Here is a 23459-nt window from a genome sequence, read left to right as displayed (position 1 = left end):
CTCTCATTCACCTTGCACCACTGGTGACGGGCGATGCCCTGTTTGTCAGTTCCGCGAAATTGCTGTGAGTAACTCCACAGGCTCCACGGGGATCGGTTCAGCGCCGGCGCAGCCGCTTCAGGCAGCGGTGTCCGAGCACGCGGACGAGTTCCTTCGACGGCGTCTGGTGAACGCTGCGCGCCTGCACGGGCCGTGCGGGCACCGAGGCGGCCGCCGCGAGGGCACCGTACAACGCCTGAGCGGCCACCTCGGGAGCGATACGGGCCGCCCCGGGCGCCGTTTCGGCCTGCTCCGGCACGGCGGAGAGCAGTGCCGGATCGCCGAGGACGCGGACGCCCATCGCCCCGATCCGCTCCGTGATTTCGGCACCGATCGCGGCGGCGGCCTCGACGGCCCAGCGGGGCGTGGCGATCCTCACGTCCCGCGGGGTGGGGATGCACGCGTTCTTCATATGCATGACCGCGCCGTTGCGGACGAGCTTGGAATACAGCTCGTCCGGCAGTCCATTGCCCCGGAATTCGACATTAAGATTGCGCAGCATTTCGGTCTCGGCGAGGGTAAGGGAGCGATTCGCCGTGTCCGGAACCGGCCGCAGGAGATCCGCGGGCAGGCCCAGCAGCGCCTCGAAGGTGCGCAGCAGACCGCCCCGGTCCCGGTCGTCGACCACCACGACGGTGACCCGCCCGGGCCCGGCCGTCCGGATCCAGCGCTCGACGAGCCGGTCGTGCCGGTGGCGGTGCCAGAAGCTGGGGTTGGGCTTCTCGTAGGGGGCCTTGCGGAGCATGTGCTCCAGCCAGTCCTCGTAGCCCATGCGCAGCCCGTTCTGCACGTACTGCTGCCACTGCGAGGGCATGATCTTCGCGAGCGGGCGCAGGGTGACCAGGATCCGCACCCGGTCGCCGCCGAGCTGCCCGACGATCCGCCCGATGGTCTCGTCGTCGGCGGCGTCGGCGAAGAACTCGCTGCTCACCACCGAGGTCCGCGCGCCGGTGGCGTGCACGTGCTCCAGCAGCCGGGTCCAGTGCCTGTCGGTGGGCACGGTGTCGCCCATCATCGCGGGCCGGGCGCAGGCGGCGAGCGCGGCCTCCATGGGGTGCCGGCTGTGCGCCGGGAACTCGACGCCGTACCGGGGCAGCGTCTCCTTCGCGGCGAACAGGGCGCCCTGGATGGCGGTGGTCCCGGTCTTGTGCGGGCCGATGTGCAGCAGGCGGGTGCCGGCCGGCAGGGCCGTGGCCGGTCCGGGCTCTCTCGTACAGTCCGTCTCCATGGTCAACGGAAGGTAAGAGGGTTGGCTGAGGTGGGGCTGAGAGGAACCTGGGACACAGATGAGTCCCAGGCCCCCGTCACACAGACTTCATACGCGGGACGCGGCTCACACCACCTGGACGCCCGGTTCGTCCGACTCCACCCGCAGCCTGGCCAGCGTGCTCGCGGTCGCATGCTGCTTGAGCACGGTGTCCACCACCCGGACCTGGGCGTCGATGCCGTGGCGGCGGATGTCGAAGAGGTGGTAGCCGCGGTGGGCGTCGATGACCTTCCAGTGCGGGTTGTCCGCCTTCAGCGGGTCCCACTGGGCGTGGAAGGCGGCCTGGTCCTGGTCGCCGTTGCTGGAGATGGAGGTGCCGACGAACTCGGCGCCGACCACGTCGGAGTCCGGGTCGGCGAAGTCCTCCTTGAGGTCGCTGATCATCGTCAGGTGCCGGTCGCCGCTGAACACGACCGGGTTGCGGACCTCCGTGAACTCCTCCAGCAGCGCGTTGCGTTCGGCCTGGTAGCCGTCCCAGGCGTCGTAGTACCAGAGCTTGCCCTCGCCGAGCAGCAGGTCGGTCTCGGCGAGCATGATCTGGGAGGCGACGAGGTTCCAGCGGGCCGGGGAGTCCCGCATCCCGTCGAGCAGCCACTCCTTCTGGTCCGCGCCGAGCATGGTCAGCGACGGGTCCTGGGCGCCCGCCTGGCTGGTGGCCTGGTCGCTGCGGAACTGCCGGGTGTCGAGCACGTTGAGCCGGGCGAGGCGGCCGAACTCCAGGCGGCGGTACATCTGGATGTGCGGGCCGTCGGGTACGGCGGTGGCGCGGACCGGCATGTGCTCGTAGTACGCCTGGTAGGCCGCGGCCAGCCGGGCCACGAACGCGTCGTGCGTCTGCTTGTCGGGGTCCTGCGGGATCTCCCCGGCGAAGTCGTTGTCCACCTCGTGGTCGTCGAAGGTGACCACCCAGGGCGCGTTGGCGTGCATCGCCGCGAGGTCGGGGTCGGTGCGGTACTGGGCGTAGCGGTTGCGGTACTGGACCAGGGTGTACGGCTCCCCCTTGCCCTCGTGCCTGCGCACGGCCGTCGCCGAGGGCGACGACTCGTAGATGTAGTCGCCGACGAAGAGCACGATGTCGGGGTCCTGGGCGAGCATGTCGGCGTACGGGGTGAAGTAGCCGTGCTGGTAGTTCTGGCAGGAGGCCAGCGCGACGCGCAGCGAGCCGCCCTTGCGGTGCCGGTGGGGTGCGGTGCGGGTGCGGCCGGTGCGCGAGATCTGGCCGCCGGCGCGGAAGCGGTACCAGTACGTGCGTTCCGGGCGCAGGCCTCGTACGTCCACGTGAACGCTGTGCCCGTACTCGGGCCGGGCCTGGGCGACGCCCCGGCGCACGGTCTTTCTGAACCGTTCGTCCTCGGCGAGTTCCCACTCCACCGGGACCGCCTCGTCCGGCATACCTCCGCCGTTGAGCGGGTCGGGGGCGAGCCGGGTCCACAGCACGATGCCGTCCGGCAGCGGGTCGCCGGAGGCGACGCCGAGGCTGAACACCCCGTCGGGCAGCGGGGTTTCGGCCGCTCGCGCGGCGGTCGGCAGCCAGAGCTGGGCGGAGGCCGCGGCGCCGAGGACGGCGGCACCGGCGGTCAGAAAGCGGCGTCGGTCGGGCGATGCTCCGGTCATTCGCTAACTCCCTTGCCACAGTGGCCTCTTGAACACTCGGAAGCTCCCACGGCCGGACGGTCCGCCCGATGGACAGGAGCCTTCGCGTGCATGACAAATAGGCAGACAACAGAAGACCCGTTGCGGCACGGAAACGACGCGAATGACGTGATCTTGCCGCAACGGGTCCTATGGAACGTCAGATGACATCCTGGTGCAGGGTGTTCAGTAGGAGAAGCCCGATCCCAGCCGTGCTCCGGGGGCCACCGTGCCCAGAGTGCCGCTGCCGAAGGTGAACGAACCGGTGGCGGTGATCCCGGATCCGGTGGACCTCAGGACCCACACCGACCCGGCGCCGGCGTTCTCCCCCGGCGCGCCGACGGCGAGGTCGGCCCGGCCGTCGTGATCGGCGTCCACCAGGTGCAGCGCCCCGCCGAAGCGGTCGCCCTTCTCCGCGGTGCCGGGCACACCGGCGGTGTTCTGGCTGAACACCATGGCGCCGCCGCCCGTCGGGCCGCCCGCGGTGCCGCGCAGGGTGACGACGCCGCCGGCGTCGGTCACCCCGCCGAGGTCCTCACCGGGCACGCCCGTGGCGATGTCGGCGTAGCCGTCGCCGTCGATGTCGGCGACCGAGACGTCGGTGCCGAAGGAGTCCCAGGACTCCGCGGTCCCCGGCACACCGGCGCTGTCCTGGTTGATGAACACCGCCTTCACCCCGTCGGGCCCGTCCGCGGTGCCCGGGATCCAGGAGATCCGGCCGCCCTTGGCCAGCGGGGTGTCCAGATCGCTGTCGTAGCCGTCCACGGCCCGGCCCACCACGATGTCGTCGTAGCCGTCGGCGTTGACGTCCCCGGTGTCCAGGTTCTCGCCGCCCTGGAGCCCGGCGCCGTCGATGTCGTACACCAGCGTGAACGGGGTGAGCCCGTCGTGGGTGCCCGTCCAGTACACGACCCGGCGGGCGTCCCACTCGTCGCCGTCGTTCTCGGTGGCGGCCACGTCGGTGAGGCCGTCGCCGTTGAAGTCGCCCGTGGCCAGGTCCAGGACGCGGCTGTCGTACCGGTCCTTGACCACCTGTCCGCCGTGCACGGTGGAGCCGTCCCGGGCGAAGGGCCCGCTCAGCACCCGCAGATCGTGGGCGTTCTCGACGGTGATCACGTCCGGTGCCCCGTCGTCGGCCACGTCACCGGTCGCCAGGTGTCCCTGGGCGCCCAGCCCGTCGTACGCCTTCCCCCCGGCCAGCGAGGCGGCGCCGGACAGCCCCCTGGACCCGCCCCAGATCACCTCGACCAGCCCGGCGTCGGTCCCGGCGGCCGTGTCCTCGCCGCCCGCCCCGACGACCAGGTCCGCGTACCCGTCCCCGTCCAGGTCGGCGGTGGTCAGCGCGCTGCCGAACCTGTCACCCGGCTCGGCGCTGCCCGGCACGCCCGCGCTGTTCTGGCTGAACACCTGCTTGGTCGAGGTCCTCAGCCCGCTCGCCGAGCCGTACACCACGGCGACATAGCCCGCGGTCTTCTTGCCGCCGACGGTCGCGGAGGGCGCCGCCACGGCGAGGTCGGAGTAGCCGTCCCCGTTGAAGTCGTCCTGGTGCCTCACGGTGCCGCTCCGCTGGTCCCCCGCCGCGTCCGCGGCGGGCAGGGCGACCGCCCCGGACACGGCGATCACGACCGCGAGCCCGGTGCGCCAGGCCGCTGTGCGCCTGTTCATGATGGTGCCTCCCCTGGTGGTGGGTGGTCGGTGCTGCCGCGGGCCGCCGAACCGGCGCCGGTCGCGGGCGGAGAAGTGACTGGTGGGGGTCAGCGCGTGAACTCGGCGCCGAGACGGGCCCATTCCGGGTCGGTGCCGAGGGCCTTGGCGCCGAAGGAGAGGGACCCGGTGGCGGTGACTCCCGAGGAGGTGGAGCGGAACGCCCACACCGAACCGGCGCTCGCGTTCTCACCGGGAGCACCGGCGACCAGGTCGGCGCGGCCGTCGTGGTCGGCGTCGAGGAGGGTGACCTCCTGCGCGAAGTGGTCCCCGCGCTCGGCGGTGCCGGGGACACCCGCCGTGTTCTGGCTGAACACCTTCGAGCCGGCGCCGGTCGGTCCAGACGGTCCGCCGGGGATCACGGCGACCGTGCCCGCGTCCGTCACACCGGAGAAGTCCTCCAGGGGGTTGCCGGCCGCGATGTCGGCGTAGCCGTCGCCGTTCACGTCACCGACCGCGACGTCCGTACCGAAGAGGTCGCCCGGCTCACCGACGCCCGGCACACCGGGAGTGTCCTGGTCGATCATGCGCGGATCCCCGGTCCGCGGGCCCTGCGCGGTGCCGAGGACGACGCCCACCCGTGAGCCGTACTCGCTCGGGTCGGCCGGGTCCTCACCCGAGTCGGCGGGCCGGGGGCGGCCGAAGACGATGTCGTCGCGGCCGTCGCCGTCGACGTCGCCGAGCGCGATGCTCTCGCCGCCCTCGATGGCCCGGCCCCGGCTGTCCCGCAGCGTGGTCAGTGGGGCGAGACCGTCCCGGGTGCCGCGCAGATAGTGCAGGTCGTGGCCGGCGTTGGCGTCCTCCGGGTCGTCCCAGTCGGACGGGCCGGTCAGCACGACGACATCGGAGATGCCGTCGCCGTCGACGTCCCCGGCCGCCACGTCCAGGATCATCAGGTCCGCGCCGGTGAAGGTGATGTCCTGACCGCGGGCGGGCACGCCGGCGCGGGTGAACGGGCCGGACTCCAGCGCCGAGGGCCCGGCCAGGTCGGCCTGGCCGTCACCGTCGAAGTCGCCCACGGCGGCACGCGCGAAGCCGTCCGCGACGACGTCCGGCAGGATCGTTCCGCCCGAAAGGCCTCCGGCACCGCCCCACAGCACGGTCGCACTGCCCCTGCGGTCCACCCCGCCCTGCTGCCAACGCTCCCCGGCCGCGGGGACCACCAGGTCGGTGTAACCGTCGCCGTCCAGATCCCCGGCGTCCAGGTGGGCACCGAAGTAGTCGTCCGCCTCGGGGGTACCGGGGACACCCGCGGTCGCCTGCGTGAAGACCTTCTTGGTCGCGAGGTCCAGCCCATGGGCCGAGCCGTACACGACGGCGACGTAACCGGCCGCCTTCTTCGCGCCGACGGTCGCGAACGGCGCGCCGGTGGCCAGATCCTCGTACCCGTCACCGTTGAAGTCCTGCCGCACGCTCTGCGCCGCCGCCGGCCGCGCGTGGGCGACCGGCGACACGGAGGCGGTCGCGGCCAGCACGGCGATCGCGACCGCCACGGCACGGCGGGTTCTGGCTACTACGGACTCGGGCACGTCGACTCCGGGAATCGGAAGGGCGGTTGACCGCGGAAAGGACCAAGACCCTCATCCGCGCTGCCCAGTACGACCAGCCGCGACGGCACTTGGTTGCCCTGCCGTGCGCCGCGGCATTCCCTGCCGTCAACCCGTCGTGCGCGGGATCAGAACGGCTCGAAGTCGTCGAACTCCCGCAGGGACTCGTCCCGCTCGGCCTGCCGGTCCCGGCGCCGCTGCACGGCCGGCCGCTGCTCCTCGAACCGGTGGTCCTCGCCACGCCGGCCGAGCATCTCCGCACCGGCCATGACCGTCGGCTCCCAGTCGAAGACGACCGCGTTGTCCTCGGGCCCGATGGCCACGCCGTCCCCGGAGCGGGCGCCCGCCTTCACCAACTCCTCCTCGACCCCGAGGCGGTTGAGCCGGTCGGCGAGGTAGCCGACGGCCTCGTCGTTGTTGAAGTCGGTCTGGCGCACCCAGCGTTCGGGCTTCTCGCCGCGCACCCGGAACAGCCCGTCGTCCTCGCGGGTCACCGTGAAGCCCGTGTCGTCGACGGCCTTCGGCCGGATCACGATCCGCGTCGCCTCCTCCTTCGGCTTCGCGGCCCGCGCCCGGCCCACCAGCTCGCCGAGCCCGTACGACAGCTCCTTCAGGCCGATGTGCGCCACCGCCGAGATCTCGAAGACGCGGTAACCGCGCGCCTCGAGCTCGGGCCGCACCATCTCGGCGAGGTCCTTGCCGTCGGGCACGTCGATCTTGTTCAGGACGACGATCCGGGGGCGGTTGTCCAGCCCGCCGTACTCCCGCAGCTCCGCCTCGATGACATCGAGGTCGGACAGCGGGTCGCGGTCGGACTCCAGCGTCGCCGTGTCCAGGACGTGCACCAGCACGCTGCACCGCTCCACGTGCCGCAGGAACTCCAGGCCCAGGCCCTTGCCCTGGCTGGCGCCCGGGATCAGTCCCGGCACGTCGGCGATGGTGTACACGGTGGAACCCGCCGTCACCACGCCCAGGTTGGGGACCAGGGTGGTGAACGGGTAGTCGGCGATCTTCGGCTTCGCCGCGCTCAGCACGGAGATCAGCGAGGACTTGCCCGCGCTCGGGTAGCCGACCAGCGCCACGTCGGCGACGGTCTTCAGCTCCAGGACGATGTCCTGGAGGTCCCCCGGCACGCCGAGCAGCGCGAAACCGGGCGCCTTGCGCCGGGCCGAGGCCAGCGCCGCGTTGCCGAGGCCGCCCCGGCCGCCCTGCGCGGCGATGTACGACGTACCGTGCCCGACCAGGTCGGCGAGGACGTTGCCCGCCTTGTCGAGGACGACCGTGCCGTCCGGCACCGGCAGGACCAGGTCCTGGCCGTCCTTGCCGGAGCGGTTGCCGCCCTCGCCGGGCTTGCCGTTGGTGGCCTTGCGGTGCGGGGAGTGGTGGTAGTCGAGCAGCGTGGTCACCGACTGGTCGACGGTGAGGATCACATCGCCGCCCCGGCCGCCGTTGCCGCCGTCCGGGCCGCCCAGCGGCTTGAACTTCTCACGGTGAACGGAGGCACAGCCGTGGCCTCCGTTACCCGCGGCGACGTGCAACTCGACGCGGTCCACGAAGGTGGTCATGGTGGGGTGCCTCCAGCACTTCGATTACGTACGGTCTTGTCTACTGCTGTAACACGCGAAAGGCGGACCCGCCTTCCCGAACGGGAAGTGAGGTCCGCCTCGCGAAAGCGTTCGGTCTGGGCCTGGACTCAGGCGACCGGAACGATGTTCACGACCTTGCGGCCACGGTGGCTGCCGAACTCCACCGCACCGGCCTGCAGCGCGAACAGCGTGTCGTCGCCGCCACGGCCGACGCCGGCGCCCGGGTGGAAGTGGGTGCCGCGCTGGCGGACCAGGATCTCACCCGCGCTGACGACCTGACCGCCGAAGCGCTTCACGCCGAGCCGCTGGGCATTGGAGTCGCGACCGTTCCGGGTGGACGATGCGCCCTTCTTGTGTGCCATCTGTTCTCAGTCCCTTACTTCGCAGCCGTGGGGATCTCAGTGACCTTGATCGCCGTGTACTGCTGGCGGTGGCCCTGACGACGGCGGTAGCCGGTCTTGTTCTTGTAGCGAAGGATGTCGATCTTGACGCCCTTGTGGTGGTCCACGACCTCGGCCTGGACCTTGATGCCGGCCAGCACCCACGGGTCGCTGGTCACAGCGTCGCCGTCGACAACGAGCAGGGTCGAGAGCTCGACCGTGTCGCCAACCTTGGCAGTGGAAATCTTGTCAACCTCAACGATGTCGCCGACAGCAACCTTGTGCTGGCGACCACCGCTGCGCACGATGGCGTACACGCGGATCTCACTCTCTCGCTCGGGGAACGGCACCCCCGCAGTCCAGCCGCCCGGCAGAGCGGACGGCCTCTCCCGGCCAGCTGGTGCCCGGGAGGAAAAGGTTTACGGGGATGTGGCGTGTCAGTGGACACGCCGACGGTCAAGGTTACGGGGCCACAGCCGAAGGGGTCAAACCGGGGCGGGCCCCACCGCTGTGCGGCCGGTCACGTGGACCGGCCGCACAGCGGGAGCGACCCTCGCGGATCAGCCCTCGTCGGTGGCGGCGGAGACCGAGGTCTTCTTCGCCACCGACTTGGCGGCGGCCGTCTTGGTGGTCTTCGCCGCCTTCTTGGCCGTCGTCTTCTTGGCGGCGGTCTTCTTGGCCGCCGTCTTCTTCGCCGTGGTCGCCTTGGTGGCGGCCTTCTTCGCCGTGGCCTTCTTGGCGGCCTTGCGGGCCGTCTTCTTGGCCGGGGCGGCCTCCTCGACCGCTTCCGGGGCCTCGGCGGGCGCCTCGGCCGACGGGACGACCACGACGGCCGCCTCCTCGGACGCGGTGGGCGCGGTGGCCTTGCGCACGGCACGGCGGCGCGGGCGGGCCGGGGCGGCGGCGCTCTCGGCGGGCGCCTCCTCGGCCGGCGTCACGGCCGCGGCCTCGGGCTCAGCCTCGGGCTGGACCGCCGGGGCCTCGGCGGCGGGCGCCGCCGACTCGGTGACCGTCACCACGGCCGCCTCCGCACCGGCGGGGGAACCGGCCGGCGCCGACACCTTGCGGGTCGCCCGACGGCGCGTACGGCCCTTGGGCGCGGCCTCCTCCGGTGCCTCGGCAGGCGCCTCGGCCGGGGCCTGCGCCTCGGCCGGGGCCGCGTGCAGGACCGGGTCCTCGACGGCCACGGGCTCGGTCCGCAGCTCGGCGGCCGTCTCGGCCAGCACCGGACGCTCGACCTCCGCCGCGACGGAGACGTCCTGAGCGGTCGGAGCGGCAGCGGCCTCGGGGGCCTCGGGGGCCTGCGCCTTCCGGCCCTCCGCCCGGGGCGCGCCCGCCGGAGCCGACGCCCGCCGGCTCGCCCGGCGCCGCGTACGGCCACGGGTGGCCGCGGCCTCCGCCTCGGCGACGCTGCTGTACAGCTCCTCGTCGGCGGCGAACGTGTCCGTCAGCGACTCCGCCGCGGGGGGTGCGGCCAGCGCCACCGGCTCCGCGACCTCGGCCAGGACCTCGGCCTCGGCCTCGTTCTCCGCCTCCTCCTCGGCGGTCACGGCGGCACCCGCGGCCACGGCCACGGTCTCCTGCTCGGTCACCTGACCGTCGCCACCGCGCCCGCGCTTCTTGCGCTTGCCGCCGCCCCCGGGAGAGGTCGGCTGCTCCATGTGCACGATGACACCGCGGCCGTTGCAGTGGACGCAGGTCTCGGAGAAGGACTCCAGCAGGCCCTGGCCGACCCGCTTGCGGGTCATCTGCACGAGTCCCAGCGAGGTCACCTCGGCCACCTGGTGCTTCGTACGGTCGCGGCCCAGGCACTCCAGCAGGCGGCGCAGCACCAGGTCCCGGTTGGACTCCAGCACCATGTCGATGAAGTCGATCACGATGATGCCGCCGAGGTCGCGCAGCCGGAGCTGGCGCACGATCTCCTCGGCCGCCTCCAGGTTGTTCCTGGTGACCGTCTCCTCCAGGTTGCCGCCCTGGCCGGTGAACTTGCCGGTGTTGACGTCGACCACGACCATCGCCTCGGTCCGGTCGATCACCAGCGAACCGCCGCTGGGCAGCCAGACCTTGCGGTCCAGCGCCTTGGCGAGCTGCTCGTCGATCCGGTAGGTGGCGAAGACGTCGACCTCGGAGGTCCACTTGGACAGCCGGTCGGCCAGGTCCGGGGCGACGTGCGAGACGTACCCGTGGATGGTCTCCCACGCGTCGTCGCCGCTGACGACGACCTTGGTGAAGTCCTCGTTGAAGATGTCGCGCACGACCCGGACGGTCATGTCCGGCTCGCCGTACAGCAGCGTCGGCGCGTTGCCGTTCTTGGCCTTCTTCCGGATGTCCTCCCACTGCGCCTGCAGCCGCTCGACGTCCCGGCGCAGCTCGTCCTCGCTCGCGCCCTCGGCGGCGGTGCGCACGATGACGCCCGCGTCGTCGGGGACGATCTTCTTGAGGATGCTCTTCAGCCGGGCCCGCTCGGTGTCGGGCAGCTTGCGGCTGATGCCGGTCATCGATCCCTCGGGGACGTACACGAGGTAGCGGCCCGGGAGGGAGACCTGGCTGGTCAGACGCGCGCCCTTGTGCCCGATCGGGTCCTTCGTCACCTGGACGAGGACCGACTGGCCGGACTTCAGGGCGGACTCGATACGACGCGGGCCGTTGGCCATGCCCAGCGCCTCGAAGTTGACCTCACCGGCGTACAGCACGGCGTTGCGGCCCTTGCCGACGTCGATGAAGGCGGCCTCCATCGACGGCAGCACGTTCTGGACCTTGCCCAGGTAGACGTTGCCGACGTACGAGGTCGACTGCTCCTTGTTGACGTAGTGCTCGACGAGCACGCCGTCCTCCAGGACGCCGATCTGGGTGCGCTCACCGCTCTGCCGGACCACCATCACGCGCTCGACGGCCTCGCGGCGGGCCAGGAACTCGGCCTCGGTGATGATCGGGACGCGGCGGCGCCCCTGCTCGCGGCCTTCCCGGCGGCGCTGCTTCTTGGCCTCCAGGCGGGTCGAGCCCTTGATGGACTGCACCTCGTCGGACGGCTCGGCGGGCTTGCGGGGCTCGCGGACCTTGACGACCGTGCGCTCCGGGTCGCCGTCACCGGGCTCGGTGTCGCCGGAGGTGTCACCGGCGCGACGACGGCGACGGCGGCGGCGACGGCTGCTGGAGCTGGAGCCGCCGGCCTCGTCGCGGGCGTCGTCGGCGTCCTCTTCCTCCTGCTCGGCGGTGTCCTCGGCGTCCTGCTCGGCCTGCTCGGCGGCGAGCTCGTCGGACTCGTCCGCGCCCTCACCGGCCTCGCCGTCGGCGGCGTCACCGCGACGGCGGCGCCGGCCACCGCGCCGGCGGCGGCGACGCGAACCGGTCTCCTCGGTCTCATCGGCCTCGTCGCCCTCGGCGGCGTCCTCGACGGACTCCTCCGGCTCCTCGGCCTCGTCGGCCTCCTCCGCCTCGTCGTCGACGGTGGTCTCGGCGGTCTGGGCCTCGGCCTCCTCGCCGTACCCGGCGCCCCGGCGGCGACGGCGGCGGCGCGAGCCGGTCTGCTCCTCGGGGAGCTCCTCGACCGTCTCGACCTCCTCGGCCTCGGCCGCCTCGGCGGCGGCTTCGGCGGCGGCCCGCTGCGGGGTCTGGAACTTCGGCTCGGTGAACACGGGCGCCTGGAACACGGCCACGGCGGGCCGGGCCGGCCGGCGCGGCGCCTCGGACTCCGAGGCCTGCGGCTGCGCGGGCGCGGCGAAGCCGCCCGCGGCCTGCCGCACCGCCCGGCGGCGGCCACGACGGGGGGCGGCCTCCTCGGCGGCGGGGGCCTCGGTCGCCTCGGCTGCGGGAGCGGCCGGGGGTGCCTCGACGGCCTGGGCGGACTCGGCGGCCACGGCTGCCTCTTCGGTCACGTCGGCCTCTTCGGTCACGGCGGTCACGGCGGCGTCGGCCGGGGCCGTCACGCGGCGCGTGGCACGGCGGCGGGTACGGCGCGGGGCCGTCTCCTCGGCGGCGGGGGCCTCGGCGGCAACCGGGACCTCGGGGGTCTCCGCGGGAGCCTCGGCGGCGGCCGGAGCGGCCTCGGGGGTCTCCTCGGCCGCGCTCGGCGCACCGGTGGGCGCGGACGCCCGGCGGGTGGCACGACGGCGCGAACGGCCGGGTGCGGGCTCCTCCACGGCGGCAGCGGCCTCGGCGGCGGGCGCCTCGGCGACCTCCGCCTCGACGGCGGGCGCGGCGGCCTCGGTCCCGGCCTCGGCGGCCTCCGCCGCGGGAGCGGCGGTCGGCGTGGCCACGCGGCGCGTGGCACGACGGCGGGTACGGCGCGGAGCGGCCTCCTCCGTGGAGCGGCCCTCCTCGGCCGGCTCGACGGCGGCGGGCGTCTCCTCGGCGGCGGCCGGGGCGACGGCCGGTACGACCGTCTCGGCGGCCTCCGCCGTCGCCGGCGCACCGACGGGCGCGGACGCCCGGCGGGTGGCACGGCGGCGCGTACGGCCGGGTGCGGGCTCCTCCACGGCGGCAGCGGCCTCGGCGGCGGGCGCCTCGGCGGCATCCGCCTCGACGGCCGGCTCCTCGATCTCGTCGACCTCGGCGGCCGGCACGACCGGCGCGGTGACCTCGGCGGGGGCCTCGGCCCCGGCGGGCGGTCCCGCGGGGCGGGAAGCGGCACGGCGCCGACGACGCGGCGGCAGGGTGTCGCTGGGAGTGTTCAGTTCGGAACCCTCAGTGGGTTCGGTCGGTTCGAGCATGCGGGCGTTTCTCCCGTCAGGCTCCCGGGCGCCGCGCCTGGTCCGGCGTCGATCTCGTCGACCGCCGTTGACGTCCGCGGCTCGCGCGATGCGCGGTGCCGCCGTCCGGGGCGCGGTCGCCGCACGGGAGCTCTCTGTGTCCTGTCTCGCCGGTTCCGTACGCCGAATGCGTACGGCCTGGCGAAAGTCTTCTGGTCGGTGCGCTGCCCGACCCAGGTGGCTCCCGAGTACGAGGGCGGCGCTACGACGTCCGTCCTACGCGGAACCTTCCGTCGCCGACGCCGTCGCGGCGGCAGCGGGAGCGGCCGTTGTGAGGGCCGCCGCTGCCTCGCGGTCGGGCGCGAGCGGGTCGGTCACCGTGCCGGTCTCTTCATCGAACAGCCCCTGCGCCAGCCTGGTCACCGCAGCGGGGACCGGCGGCGCCAGGTCGGCCACGGCGCGGAGTCCGGACAGGACGTCGTCGGGTCGTACGGCAGGCGTCACGTGCCGAACAACCAGCCGCAGTATCGCACAGGGCTGGTCCGTCGGCCTATCAGCCTGCGAATTCTGTGTTTCCGTGCTCGAGGAGCACTCCAGGCTCACAACGGCCGAACGGGCGTCGAAGGTGCGGACGCCGTTCTTGGTCATGCGCTGGACCTCGACGGTGTCGGCCTCGTTGAAGGCCGCCACCGCGCGCCGCACGTCGGCCGGGTCGACGCCGTCCAGCCGCAGCTCCCACACGGAAGCCGTGAGCCGGTCGGCGAGTCCCGACGTCCGCGCCTCGACCGCGTCGACGATGTCGAGCCCGGTGGGCAGCGACTCGTCGAGGAGGACGCGCAGCGTCTCCGGATCGCGGGTCGCGGCGAGCGCGATCTCCAGGTACTCCGCCTCACTGCCCGTGCCGGTGGGTGCGGCATTGGCGTACGACACCTTCGGGTGCGGTGTGAACCCCGCCGAGTACGCCATCGGCACCTCGGCGCGGCGCAGCGCACGCTCGAAGGCGCGCTGGAAGTCACGGTGGCTGGTGAACCGGAGGCGGCCGCGCTTGGTGTAGCGCAGTCGGATGCGCTGCACCGCGGGTGCGGGCGGCGGGCCTTCGGGCTGTCGCTTGCCCAGTGTCCTAGTCCTTCGTGAGAGCGGTCGTACTGCTACCAAGAGTACGTGTCTCGCGGCCCGTGGGTTCCCGGCGGTCCTCCGGCTCCGGCCGCCGGGGCTCGCCGAAGAGCATCCGCCGGACGTCGGCGCGCGTCTGCCGTACCGTCTCGCGGGCCGACGCCAGCGCCTGCCGGGTGGCCCGTCCCACCGCCCGTGCGACCTCGGCGACGGGCGTGACCAGCACGTCCCGTACGACGTGCCCGACCGGGGTGAGGACGGTGCGGTACACCCAGCGTGCGGGCTCCACGAGGATCCACCGGAAGAGGGTCCCGAGGAACCGCCCCACGGCGCGCGAGATGTGCCCGGCGATCCGCCAGGCGTGCCCGAGCGCCGCCCCGATCTCCCGTCCGACGACGGCGAGGACCCGGCCCACCGGAGCGAGCACCCACCGCCACAGGGCGAGCGCGGGCAGCACCAGCAGGACGCGGGCGATCCAGTACAGGGCGGTGCCGATGCCGGTGCCGAGCATCCGCAGCACCAGGGCCACGGCCTGCCCGACCGGTCTGAGCACCCACATGACCGCATGCCCGATCGGTGTCAGCACGCGCGCGTACACCCAGACCAGCGCGTGACCGAGGGGCGTAAGGAGGTACCGGTACAGCCACTTCAGGGGCACCACGAAGAGCGCGTACAGCAGCCAGGCGACCGCCCGGCCGACCGGCGCGAGCGCGTACCGCCACAGGAACCGCCCCACGGCCGCCAGCCCGTCCCACACCATCCGCACCGGCACGACCAGCACGAGCACGACGATCCGAACGGGAATCCGGAGGGCGACGACGAGACACCCCTCGGCGCGCTCGGGCGGGGGCGGCGGCTTCCGCGCCTCCATGCCGGCGGCCACTAGCCGACGACCCGCACGGTCGTTCCCTTGGTGGCGAAGTCCCACATCGCCTTACCGTCCGCCGCGCGTTCGCGTATGGCGCCGGTACGCAGGCTGGGGTTCGGCGACGGGGACGACCCGTCCACGGCGTTCGAGAAAGCGGAAGAAGTCCCGAAATAAACGGCGTTCTCTATCTGCACACCGTCACTACCGACGCCCGTCTCACGCCGGAACGTCACGGAGTACGGCCCCTTGGCCGGCGTGATCGTCCCCGGCCAGACGGCGAACGTACGCAGGGACTTGCCGTCGGCACCGACCAGCCACACCCGTTTCTGCCCCACGGAATACACCACCCGGCGCCCCGTACCGGAGTCGGTGGGCACCTTGTACTGCGGCGGCTTGGGCGCGGCCGGGTGGGAGGTCTTCGCGCTCGGCGTCGGAGACGCTCCGGCGGCCAGCTCGTCCGGAAGACCCTTCCGGGCCTGCAAGGACAGCACGAGCACAATGGCCAGCGCCCCCACCAACAGCCCGGTTATCCAGGCACCCGCGGGCACCTTACGCCTCGACACTGGACCAGTCTCCCCAAACGCCCCATATGGACCTCCCCGACGTCGGCCCTCCGTATCAGTAGATTATCCGTGCAGGTGCTGACCGGCGTCGATGTCCGTCGGCGTCAGGTCCTGCTCGGCCCAGATCGTCTTGCCGGTGGAGGTGTAGCGGGTGCCCCAGTGGTGGGTCATCTGGGCGATGATGAACAGGCCCCGGCCTCCCTCGTCGTCGCTCGCGGCGTACCGCAGATTGGGCGCGGTGTGGCCGGTGTCGGAGACTTCGCAGATCAGGGTGCGGTCGCGGATCAGGCGTACCTGGATCGGGCCGCCGACGTAGCGGATGCCGTTGGTGACCAGTTCGCTGACGATGAGCTCGCTGGTGAACGTCAGGTCGTCGAGCCCCCAGTCGCGCAGCTGCTTGCTGACGGCGGTGCGGATGGTGGCCACCGCCGCCGGGTCCGGGGGCAGTTCCCACTGGACGAACTGGTTCCGGTCGAGCAGGCGTGTGCGGGCCATGAGCAGCGTCGCGTCCTCGTCCACCGGACCGGGCAGCAGGGTGGCCACCGCCCGGGAGCACAGCTCCTCCAGGGACGTCCGGTCGTCGGCGAGGACCTGGGACAGTTGCGCGAGCCCGGCGTCACGGCCGTCGGCCGACTGGAGGAGGCCGCCCGTGAAGAGGGCGAGGAGACTGCCCGGCGGGAGCTCCAGTTCCGTGCTCTGGTAGGGCGGTCCGCCGATTCCCAGCGGCGGTCCGGGCGGCAGTTGGGGATAGTCGACGACACCCGTGTGCGGCTCGACGACCGCCAGCGCCGCCTCCCCGGCCCGCGCCAGGCTGCACTTGCCCGTGACGGGGTCGTACACCGCGTACAGACAGGTCACGCCCATGGCCTCGTCGGCCCGCGGCCTCCGGCGGCCCGGCCCGTGGTCGACCGCGCGCTCGTGCGCGGTCTGCTCGACCAGGTCGTCGAGGCGGGACAGGAGCTCGTCCGGGCTCAGGTCCAGCCGGGCCAGGACGCGGACGCCCGTGCGCAGGCGCCCCATGGTGGCCGCGGCGCGCAGGCCGTGACCGAGCACGTCCCCGACGACCAGGCCGGCCCGGGTGCCCGACAGGGGGATGACGTCGTACCAGTCGCCGCCCACCCCGGACCCGCTGTCGGCGGGCAGGTAGCGGCTCGCCGAGTCGAGGGCGGTGTGCGGCGGCAGATGGCACGGGAGCAGGCTCCGCTGGAGTTTGAGGGCCACGGAGTGGCCGCGGGTGACCACCGGCATCAGCAACAGCCCGAGCAGCAGGGCGCCCAGGCCCACGACGGTGACCCCTCCGGTCGGTCCGATCAGCGGCAGGTCGATGCTGGTCGCGCCGTACCCGGGGGCCGCGTAGACGAAGGTGGCGTAGAGGAACAGGCAGATCATGATCAGCCCGCCCAGCCCGGGCAACACCCCTTTGAAGAGCAGGTCCTTGGTGCTGCGGGTGAGGATCTCGCGGTGGTACCAGAGGCAGGCGAAGCCGGTCAGCCCGTACTGGAACGTGATCGCGAGGCCGACCGAATCGATCGAGTCGGCCAGCACGTTCCCGCTGAAGGAGGCGAGCAGGACGAGCAAGGCGATCGAGATCGCGCCCATGCCGACGGTCGACCAGGTCGGGGTGAGGAACCTGCGGTGGACCCGGGCGAACCGGGCGGGGACCGCCTTGTGCACCGCCATGGAGAAGACGGTCCGGGCCAGGGGAAGGATGGTGGTCTGGGTGGAGGCCAGCGCCGAGGTCAGCACCATCAGGATCAGCAGTGTCGACAGCAGAAGCCCTGCGGCATGGCTGCCGAAGACGGCCTCGCCCAGTCCGGAGAAAACGTCGTCCGAGTTGCCGGTGTTGCCCAGCCCGACGCCCGAGGAGCCGACTCCGGCGAAGGCCTGCGCCGAGGTGGACACCAGCGCGTACATGATCAGGAGCAGCACGGTGGACATGACCGCGGCGCGTCCGGGGATGCGTGTGCTGTCGACCGTTTCCTCGTTGATCGAGACCGCGGTGTCCCAGCCCCAGTAGATGAAGACTCCCGCCAGGAGGCCCGAGGTGAGGCCTTTCGCCGAGGACACCTCGAAGGGGTTGAACCAGGAGGCGGAGACATGGATCGCCGTCGGGGGAGGGTCGGTGTAGGCCCTGACCAGCGCGGCGACGGCGAAAAGGAGCAGCATCCCCACTTCCAGGCACAGCAGCCAGCGCTGGACGGCGGCCGAGAACTCGATGCCGACGTAGCAGACCGTGGTCATCACGGCGATCCAGACGACGCCCGCCACGGTGGTCCACAGCCGGTCCTCCGCCAGTCCGTCCAGGCCCACCAGCCGAAAGCTGTAGGTACCGGCGATCTCGGCGAGGCTCGCCATGACGATGACGTTGGCGACGATGATGACCCAGCCGCCCATCCAGCCGGTGCGTGGGCCGAAGGCGCGGGTCGCCCAGGTGAAGGTGGTTCCGCAGTCGGCGTTGCTCGCGTTGAGCTCCCGGAAGGCGTACGCGATCAGCAGCATCGGGACGAACGACAGCATGATGACGATCGGGGCCTGCGGGCCGACCGCCGCGACGATGAGGCCCAGCGTTGCGGCGAGGCTGTAGGCCGGAGCGGTGGAGGCCAGCCCGATGACCACCGAGGAGAACATGCCCAGGGCGTCGCTCCTGAGCCCTTTCCGGCCGGCCCCCGTCCCGGGAGCGGGGCGGCCTGGGGACACGGTGTCGCCGAAGTGCCTCACACTTGATTCCAACGCGGGGCCACCCCCTCCGCAACAGCGCGGGGGGTGGCCGGAGCCGGACTCAGGAGGCGAGGCCGGCCAGCGCTCCGCCGCCGGTGGCGACGCCGCCGCTCGGCTTGGGCGCGCGGAAGGGGGGCGTGTCCGGTCGGCACGTGGTTCCGGCCGGCGGGAGGGTGCCGTCGACGAAGTAGCGGCTCTCGTGCTCCTCGACGCAGCCGCTGGGGTTGAGCAGTGCGGTGTGCCCGTACCCGTTGTGGGTGAGCAGGCGGGCGTTGCCCAGTTCCCTGGCCATGGCCTGCGCGCCCGCGTAGGGAGTGGCGGGGTCGTAGGTGGTGCCGACCACCAGGACGGGGTGTGCCGTCGGCTTGTTCCACGGGCCGCGGTAACGGTTCACGGCCACGGCCGGCCAGGTGGCACACGGCTCCGCGGCCCAGGTCCAGAAGCGTCCGGCGTCGCCCGCTTCGAGGGCGGCGGCCTCCTCCAGAGCGTGGTAGACACCGGGGTCACGTGGATTGGGGCTGTCGGAACAGAGCACGGCACTGCCCTGTTCATCGCCCGTGTACGGATTGGGGACGGGCGGCCGGCGCGGGGGTGCGGGCGGCTTCGGGACGCGGCCCTGCCACAGGTCCTGCAGCCTGTCGGCGAGGTTCGTCCAGCCGGGGTGGACGATGTCGAGGGCGGTCACCGTTTCACCGAGCGTCAGGCCGTAGGTCCACGCGCCCACCGGATGCGTGCGAAGGCGCCGCATCAGCTCGTCGAACTTGTCCCGGGTCGCTTTCGGGTCGCCGGCCGAGAAGGCGCAGCCGGCGGTGGTGGTGGACCCGCACAGGCGGAGGAACTGGTCCAGGGTCGCCGCCGCGCCGCGGTCCCCGCCCATGCGGAGGAACACCGGCAGCCGGGGTTCCGTGCTGGAGGCGTGGTCCGTCCAGGCCTGCGGATCGATGTTGCTGTCGAGGGTCATGGCGCGGACCTTGCCGGGGAAGAGGTTGGCATAGGTGGCGCCGAGGAACGTGCCGTAGGAGATCCCGAGGTAGGTGAGCTGCGGGTCGCCCACCGCCTTGCGGAGCTGGTCGAGGTCGCGAGCGGTGTCGGCGGTCGACACATGGCGCAGGAGCTCGGGGTCACGCCGCTCACAGCGCCGGGCCAGCTCCCTGAACGCGGTGATCCAGGCCGTCCGCTGCCGCTCGCCCACCGGGAGGCCCGCCGGTTTGCCCGCGTTCCAGGCGTCGGCTTCCCCGGGACTCGCGAAACAGCTCACCGCGGTGCTGTTGCCGACTCCGCGTGGGTCCCAGCTGACGATGTCGAACCGCTCCCGTACCTCCCGGGGGAACGACTCGTAGTTCTGCGGCATCTGCACCGTTCCGGGCCCGCCGGGTCCGCCCGGGTTGAAGAACAGGGTTCCGATGCGCGGTCCGGGCCCGGTCGCCTTGCGCTTGACGACGGCCAGCTCGATGGTGCGACGGCCGGGGTCGCGGTAGTCCAGCGGTACCCGCGCGGTCGCGCAGTCGAACTCGGGGCCCTGGACGCAGGGTTTCCAGTCCAGCCGGGGGGCGGGCACCGAAGGCGACGGCTCACCGACCGCGGCGAGGCCCTGTCCGGTGAGCACCGTCGAACAGATCACAGCGGCGGCGACGGTCGCGACACGGCGCGGGTGGCCCGCTACGAATCCGGATATCGGCATGCGCCCACGACACCGCGATCCGGCGAGGCGCGCCAGCCCACCGCGGCCGAACGGGCCGAGGCGACCGGAGACCACTGAGCCCCTCCCGGTCACGGAAGGGGCTCAGCCGGGCACTTGGTGTCAGTGCGCGTGACCGGTCGCGGCGGGCGCCGGCGCGGCGTTCTTCACCGTCAGCGGCAGCAGCTTCTTGCCGGTCGGGCCGATCTGGATGGAGGTGTCCATCTGGGGGCAGACGCCGCAGTCGAAGCACGGCGTCCAGCGGCAGTCCTCCACCTCGGTCTCGTCGAGGGCGTCCTGCCAGTCCTCCCAGAGCCAGTCCTTGTCGAGACCGGAGTCGAGGTGGTCCCAGGGGAGCACCTCCTCGTAGGTGCGCTCGCGGGTGGTGTACCAGTCGACGTCGACGCCGTAGGGGGCCAGGGCCTTGCCGGCGCAGGCCATCCAGCGGTCGTAGGAGAAGTGCTCGCGCCAGCCGTCGAAGCGGCCGCCGTCGTCGTAGACGGCGCGGATGACGGCGCCGATGCGGCGGTCGCCGCGGGAGAGGAGGCCCTCGACGATGCCCGGCTTGCCGTCGTGGTAGCGGAAGCCGATCGAGCGGCCGTACTTCTTGTCGCCGCGGATCTTGTCGCGGAGCTTCTCCAGACGGGCGTCCGTCTCCTCGGCGGAGAGCTGCGGGGCCCACTGGAAGGGGGTGTGGGGCTTGGGGACGAAACCGCCGATGGAGACCGTGCAGCGGATGTCGTTGGAGCCGGAGACCTCGCGGCCCTTCTGGATGACGCGGGTGGCCATGTCGGCGATCTGGAGGACGTCGTCGTCGGTCTCCGTGGGCAGGCCGCACATGAAGTACAGCTTCACCTGGCGCCAGCCGTTGCCGTAGGCGGTGGCGACCGTACGGATCAGGTCCTCTTCGGAGACCATCTTGTTGATGACCTTGCGCATGCGCTCGGAGCCGCCCTCGGGGGCGAAGGTCAGGCCCGAGCGGCGGCCGTTGCGCGTGAGTTCGTTCGCCAGGTCCACGTTGAAGGCGTCGACGCGGGTGGAGGGGAGCGAGAGGCCGATCTTGTCGTCCTCGTAGCGGTCCGCCAGGCCCTTGGCGATGTCGCCGATCTCCGAGTGGTCCGCGGAGGACAGGGAGAGGAGGCCGACCTCCTCGAAGCCCGTCGCCTTCAGGCCCTTGTCGACCATCTCGCCGATGCCCGTGATGGAGCGCTCGCGGACCGGGCGGGTGATCATGCCCGCCTGGCAGAAGCGGCAGCCCCGCGTGCAGCCGCGGAAGATCTCGACCGACATGCGCTCGTGGACCGTCTCGGCCAGCGGGACCAGCGGCTGCTTGGGGTACGGCCACTCGTCGAGGTCCATGACCGTGTGCTTGGACACGCGCCACGGGACGCCCGACTTGTTGGGGACGACGCGGGCGATACGGCCGTCCGCGAGGTACTCGACGTCGTAGAAGGCCGGGATGTACACCCCGCCGGTCTTCGCCAGGCGGAAGAGGACCTCGTCGCGACCGCCGGGGCGGCCTTGAGCCTTCCACTCCTTGATGATCCGGGTCATGTCGAGCACGGCCTGCTCGCCGTCGCCGATGATCGCCGCGTCGATGAAGTCGGCGATCGGCTCGGGGTTGAAGGCCGCGTGGCCGCCCGCGAGGACGATCGGGTCGTCGATCGTGCGGTCCTTGGACTCCAGCGGGATACCCGCCAGGTCCAGCGCCGTGAGCATGTTCGTGTAGCCCAGCTCCGTGGAGAAGGACAGGCCGAACACGTCGAAGGCCTTCACCGGCCGGTGGCTGTCCACCGTGAACTGCGGGACGCCGTGCTCCCGCATCAGCGCCTCCAGGTCCGGCCACACGCTGTAGGTGCGCTCGGCGAGGACGCCCTCCTGCTCGTTGAGGACCTCGTAGAGGATCATGACGCCCTGGTTGGGCAGGCCGACCTCGTACGCGTCCGGGTACATGAGCGCCCAGCGGACGTCACTGCTGTCCCACGGCTTGACGGTGGAATTGAGCTCGCCGCCTACGTACTGGATCGGCTTCTGCACATGCGGGAGCAGGGCCTCTAGCTGTGGGAAGACCGACTCGACAGACATCGCGGGGGTTACCTTCGTGAGCTGACAGGGGTGACCATCAAGCCTAACCCGACCGGAGGCCCCCCTCAGACGGCCACTCGCGACCCGGCCTTCTTCCAGACCCCCGGCAGCTCCGCCTCCACCGCCGCCGCCTGCTGCTCCTCCCGGCCGTAGAGCAGTCCGTACGTGAACGTGTCCTCCCCCGCCGCGTGCGCCACGGCGGACAGCTCGCGCAGGGTCTGGCGGGCCATGACGCTGTCCTGGTGGTCGCCGAGCGGACGGGTCAGGGACTTCATGGCCTTGGCCAGGGCATCGGCGGGGTGGCCCAGGGCGGGGGCGGCGGCCTCGGCCGTGTAGCGGGTGCGCTTGGCCTTCTTGCGGGCCTCGTGCAGGGCGAGGTCGCGGTCGTGTCCCGGCGGGGTGTCGATCGCCTGTTCGATAAGACCGGAGACCCGGCGGAACTGCTTGCGTACGGCCTTGCCGATCACCTTGGACGGTTTCTTCGCGGCCGCCTTCCGCAGCGGCGGTCCGGCGAGCAGGGCGTCCAGGGTGTCGAGCAGCGCCAGGTACCGCTTGGAGTCGAGGACGCCGACGAGTTTGGCTCGCGCTCCGCCGTGCCGACCCTCCGACCAGGTGTGCAGCCGGTCGCCGACCGGCCCGCAGACCAGCGTGTCCGGGATCTCGTCGAAGGCCGTCGTCAGGCGCTCGGCCAGCACCTCCCGGTCGCGGTCCAGGCCCAGTTCGGCCGCCAGCCACTTCAGCTCCACGCCGATCGGGTCGGTGACGGCCCGGTCGAACAGCGCGCGGTACGCGCGCAGCGCGCTGCGGGCCCGGCGGGTGGCCACCCGCATCTGGTGGACGGAGTCCTCGACGTCCCTGCGGACGGCGGGGTCGAGCTCGACGATCACATCGCGCTGGGCGCGGAGGTAGGCGAGGACGTGGTCGCCGGCGGTGCCGGGCTCGGCGGGCTTCTGCCGCGCCTTCTTCTCCGGGGCGGTCGCCGCCAGCGCCCTGGCCAGCTTCGAGGGCGACTCGGACGGTCGTACGCCCGCCTTGCGCAACCGCTTCTCGACCTGGTCGAGGAAGGCCGGGTCCCCGTCGTCGGCGAGTTCCACCTCGATCTCGGTCCACTGGGCCAGACCGCCGTCCCCGGTGAGCCGCTGGGCCGTCACCGCGTCCACGCTGGCCTCGGCGAGCAACCGGCCGTCCGCGTCGACGAGATGGCGTACGTCGCGGGCGGAGCGCAGCCGGACCACCGGGAGCAGCTCGGCGTCGCGGACCCGGGAGCGGACCAGGGCGGCGAGTTCGTCCGGGACCGAGTCCGAGAGGGGCGCCCGGATCTCGTCGCGTACGCCCGGGCCGACCGGGAACTTCAGGTGCCAGCCCGCGTCGGAGCCGCCGGTGCGGCGGCGCAGGGTGACCCGGGAGGCGGCGAGGCGTTCGTCGGGGGTGTCGTAGTAGGTGGCGTCCAGCTCCACGACACCCTTGTCGAGGACGCCCGCCACCCCGCCGACGCCGGTCAGGTCCGGCAGGCCGCTCTCGTCGGACTCGTACTTGCGCTCGATCTCACGCTTCGTATCCGCCATGAACCGAATCTAGCCGCGTTTCGCCC

General features: G+C 72.3%; 15 protein-coding genes. All 15 read right to left on the bottom strand.

Going from position 1 to position 23459, the window contains the following annotated elements; all coding sequences use genetic code 11:
• Positions 1–97: 97 nt before the first annotated feature.
• The 15 genes from ACZ7L0_RS13530 to ACZ7L0_RS13460 all read right to left on the bottom strand — a co-directional run bounded on the left by ACZ7L0_RS13530 (position 98) and on the right by ACZ7L0_RS13460 (position 23433).
• Positions 98–1267: a hypothetical protein gene (locus tag ACZ7L0_RS13530; RefSeq protein WP_471242600.1), complete on the bottom strand. Its 1170-nt coding sequence runs from the start codon at positions 1265–1267 to the stop codon at positions 98–100.
• Positions 1268–1372: 105 nt separating this feature from the next.
• On the bottom strand, positions 1373–2920 hold the full coding sequence (locus ACZ7L0_RS13525; RefSeq protein ID WP_471242599.1) for an alkaline phosphatase D family protein: 1548 nt from the start codon (positions 2918–2920) through the stop codon (positions 1373–1375).
• A 204-nt stretch (positions 2921–3124) separates the two neighbouring features.
• Positions 3125–4603: an FG-GAP-like repeat-containing protein gene (locus ACZ7L0_RS13520; protein ID WP_471242598.1), complete on the bottom strand. Its 1479-nt coding sequence runs from the start codon at positions 4601–4603 to the stop codon at positions 3125–3127.
• Positions 4604–4692: 89 nt separating this feature from the next.
• Complete coding sequence (locus ACZ7L0_RS13515) at positions 4693–6171, bottom strand: VCBS repeat-containing protein (protein ID WP_471242597.1); 1479 nt, start codon at positions 6169–6171, stop codon at positions 4693–4695.
• Between the two features lie 146 nt (positions 6172–6317).
• Positions 6318–7754 (bottom strand): GTPase ObgE, encoded by a 1437-nt coding sequence (obgE, locus tag ACZ7L0_RS13510; RefSeq protein WP_471242596.1) that lies wholly within the window; start codon positions 7752–7754, stop codon positions 6318–6320.
• Positions 7755–7882: 128 nt separating this feature from the next.
• Positions 7883–8137, bottom strand: coding sequence for a 50S ribosomal protein L27 (gene rpmA, locus ACZ7L0_RS13505; RefSeq protein WP_365884299.1), 255 nt, complete (start codon positions 8135–8137; stop codon positions 7883–7885).
• A gap of 14 nt (positions 8138–8151) precedes the next feature.
• Positions 8152–8472 (bottom strand): 50S ribosomal protein L21, encoded by a 321-nt coding sequence (gene rplU, locus ACZ7L0_RS13500; RefSeq protein ID WP_099928855.1) that lies wholly within the window; start codon positions 8470–8472, stop codon positions 8152–8154.
• Positions 8473–8715: 243 nt separating this feature from the next.
• On the bottom strand, positions 8716–12864 hold the full coding sequence (locus ACZ7L0_RS13495; protein ID WP_471242595.1) for an Rne/Rng family ribonuclease: 4149 nt from the start codon (positions 12862–12864) through the stop codon (positions 8716–8718).
• Between the two features lie 255 nt (positions 12865–13119).
• On the bottom strand, positions 13120–13917 hold the full coding sequence (locus tag ACZ7L0_RS13490; RefSeq protein WP_471242594.1) for a TIGR03936 family radical SAM-associated protein: 798 nt from the start codon (positions 13915–13917) through the stop codon (positions 13120–13122).
• 46 nt (positions 13918–13963) lie between these two features.
• Complete coding sequence (locus tag ACZ7L0_RS13485) at positions 13964–14827, bottom strand: hypothetical protein (RefSeq protein ID WP_471242593.1); 864 nt, start codon at positions 14825–14827, stop codon at positions 13964–13966.
• Between the two features lie 11 nt (positions 14828–14838).
• The gene (locus tag ACZ7L0_RS13480; protein WP_471242592.1) at positions 14839–15387 is read right to left on the bottom strand and encodes a hypothetical protein; all 549 of its coding nucleotides are present in this window, start codon (positions 15385–15387) and stop codon (positions 14839–14841) included.
• 63 nt (positions 15388–15450) lie between these two features.
• Entirely contained in the window at positions 15451–18015 is a 2565-nt protein-coding gene (locus ACZ7L0_RS13475; protein ID WP_471242591.1) for an amino acid permease, read from the bottom strand.
• A gap of 151 nt (positions 18016–18166) precedes the next feature.
• Positions 18167–19786 (bottom strand): alpha/beta hydrolase, encoded by a 1620-nt coding sequence (locus tag ACZ7L0_RS13470; RefSeq protein WP_471242590.1) that lies wholly within the window; start codon positions 19784–19786, stop codon positions 18167–18169.
• 120 nt (positions 19787–19906) lie between these two features.
• A complete protein-coding gene (locus ACZ7L0_RS13465; protein WP_471242589.1) occupies positions 19907–21868 on the bottom strand; it encodes a TIGR03960 family B12-binding radical SAM protein in 1962 nt (653 codons plus the stop codon).
• A gap of 65 nt (positions 21869–21933) precedes the next feature.
• The gene (locus tag ACZ7L0_RS13460; RefSeq protein WP_471242588.1) at positions 21934–23433 is read right to left on the bottom strand and encodes a CYTH and CHAD domain-containing protein; all 1500 of its coding nucleotides are present in this window, start codon (positions 23431–23433) and stop codon (positions 21934–21936) included.
• Positions 23434–23459: the final 26 nt, after the last annotated feature.

Source organism: Streptomyces sp. NPDC039424 (genome assembly GCF_055639495.1).
This window is presented reverse-complemented; position numbering and strand designations above follow the sequence as displayed.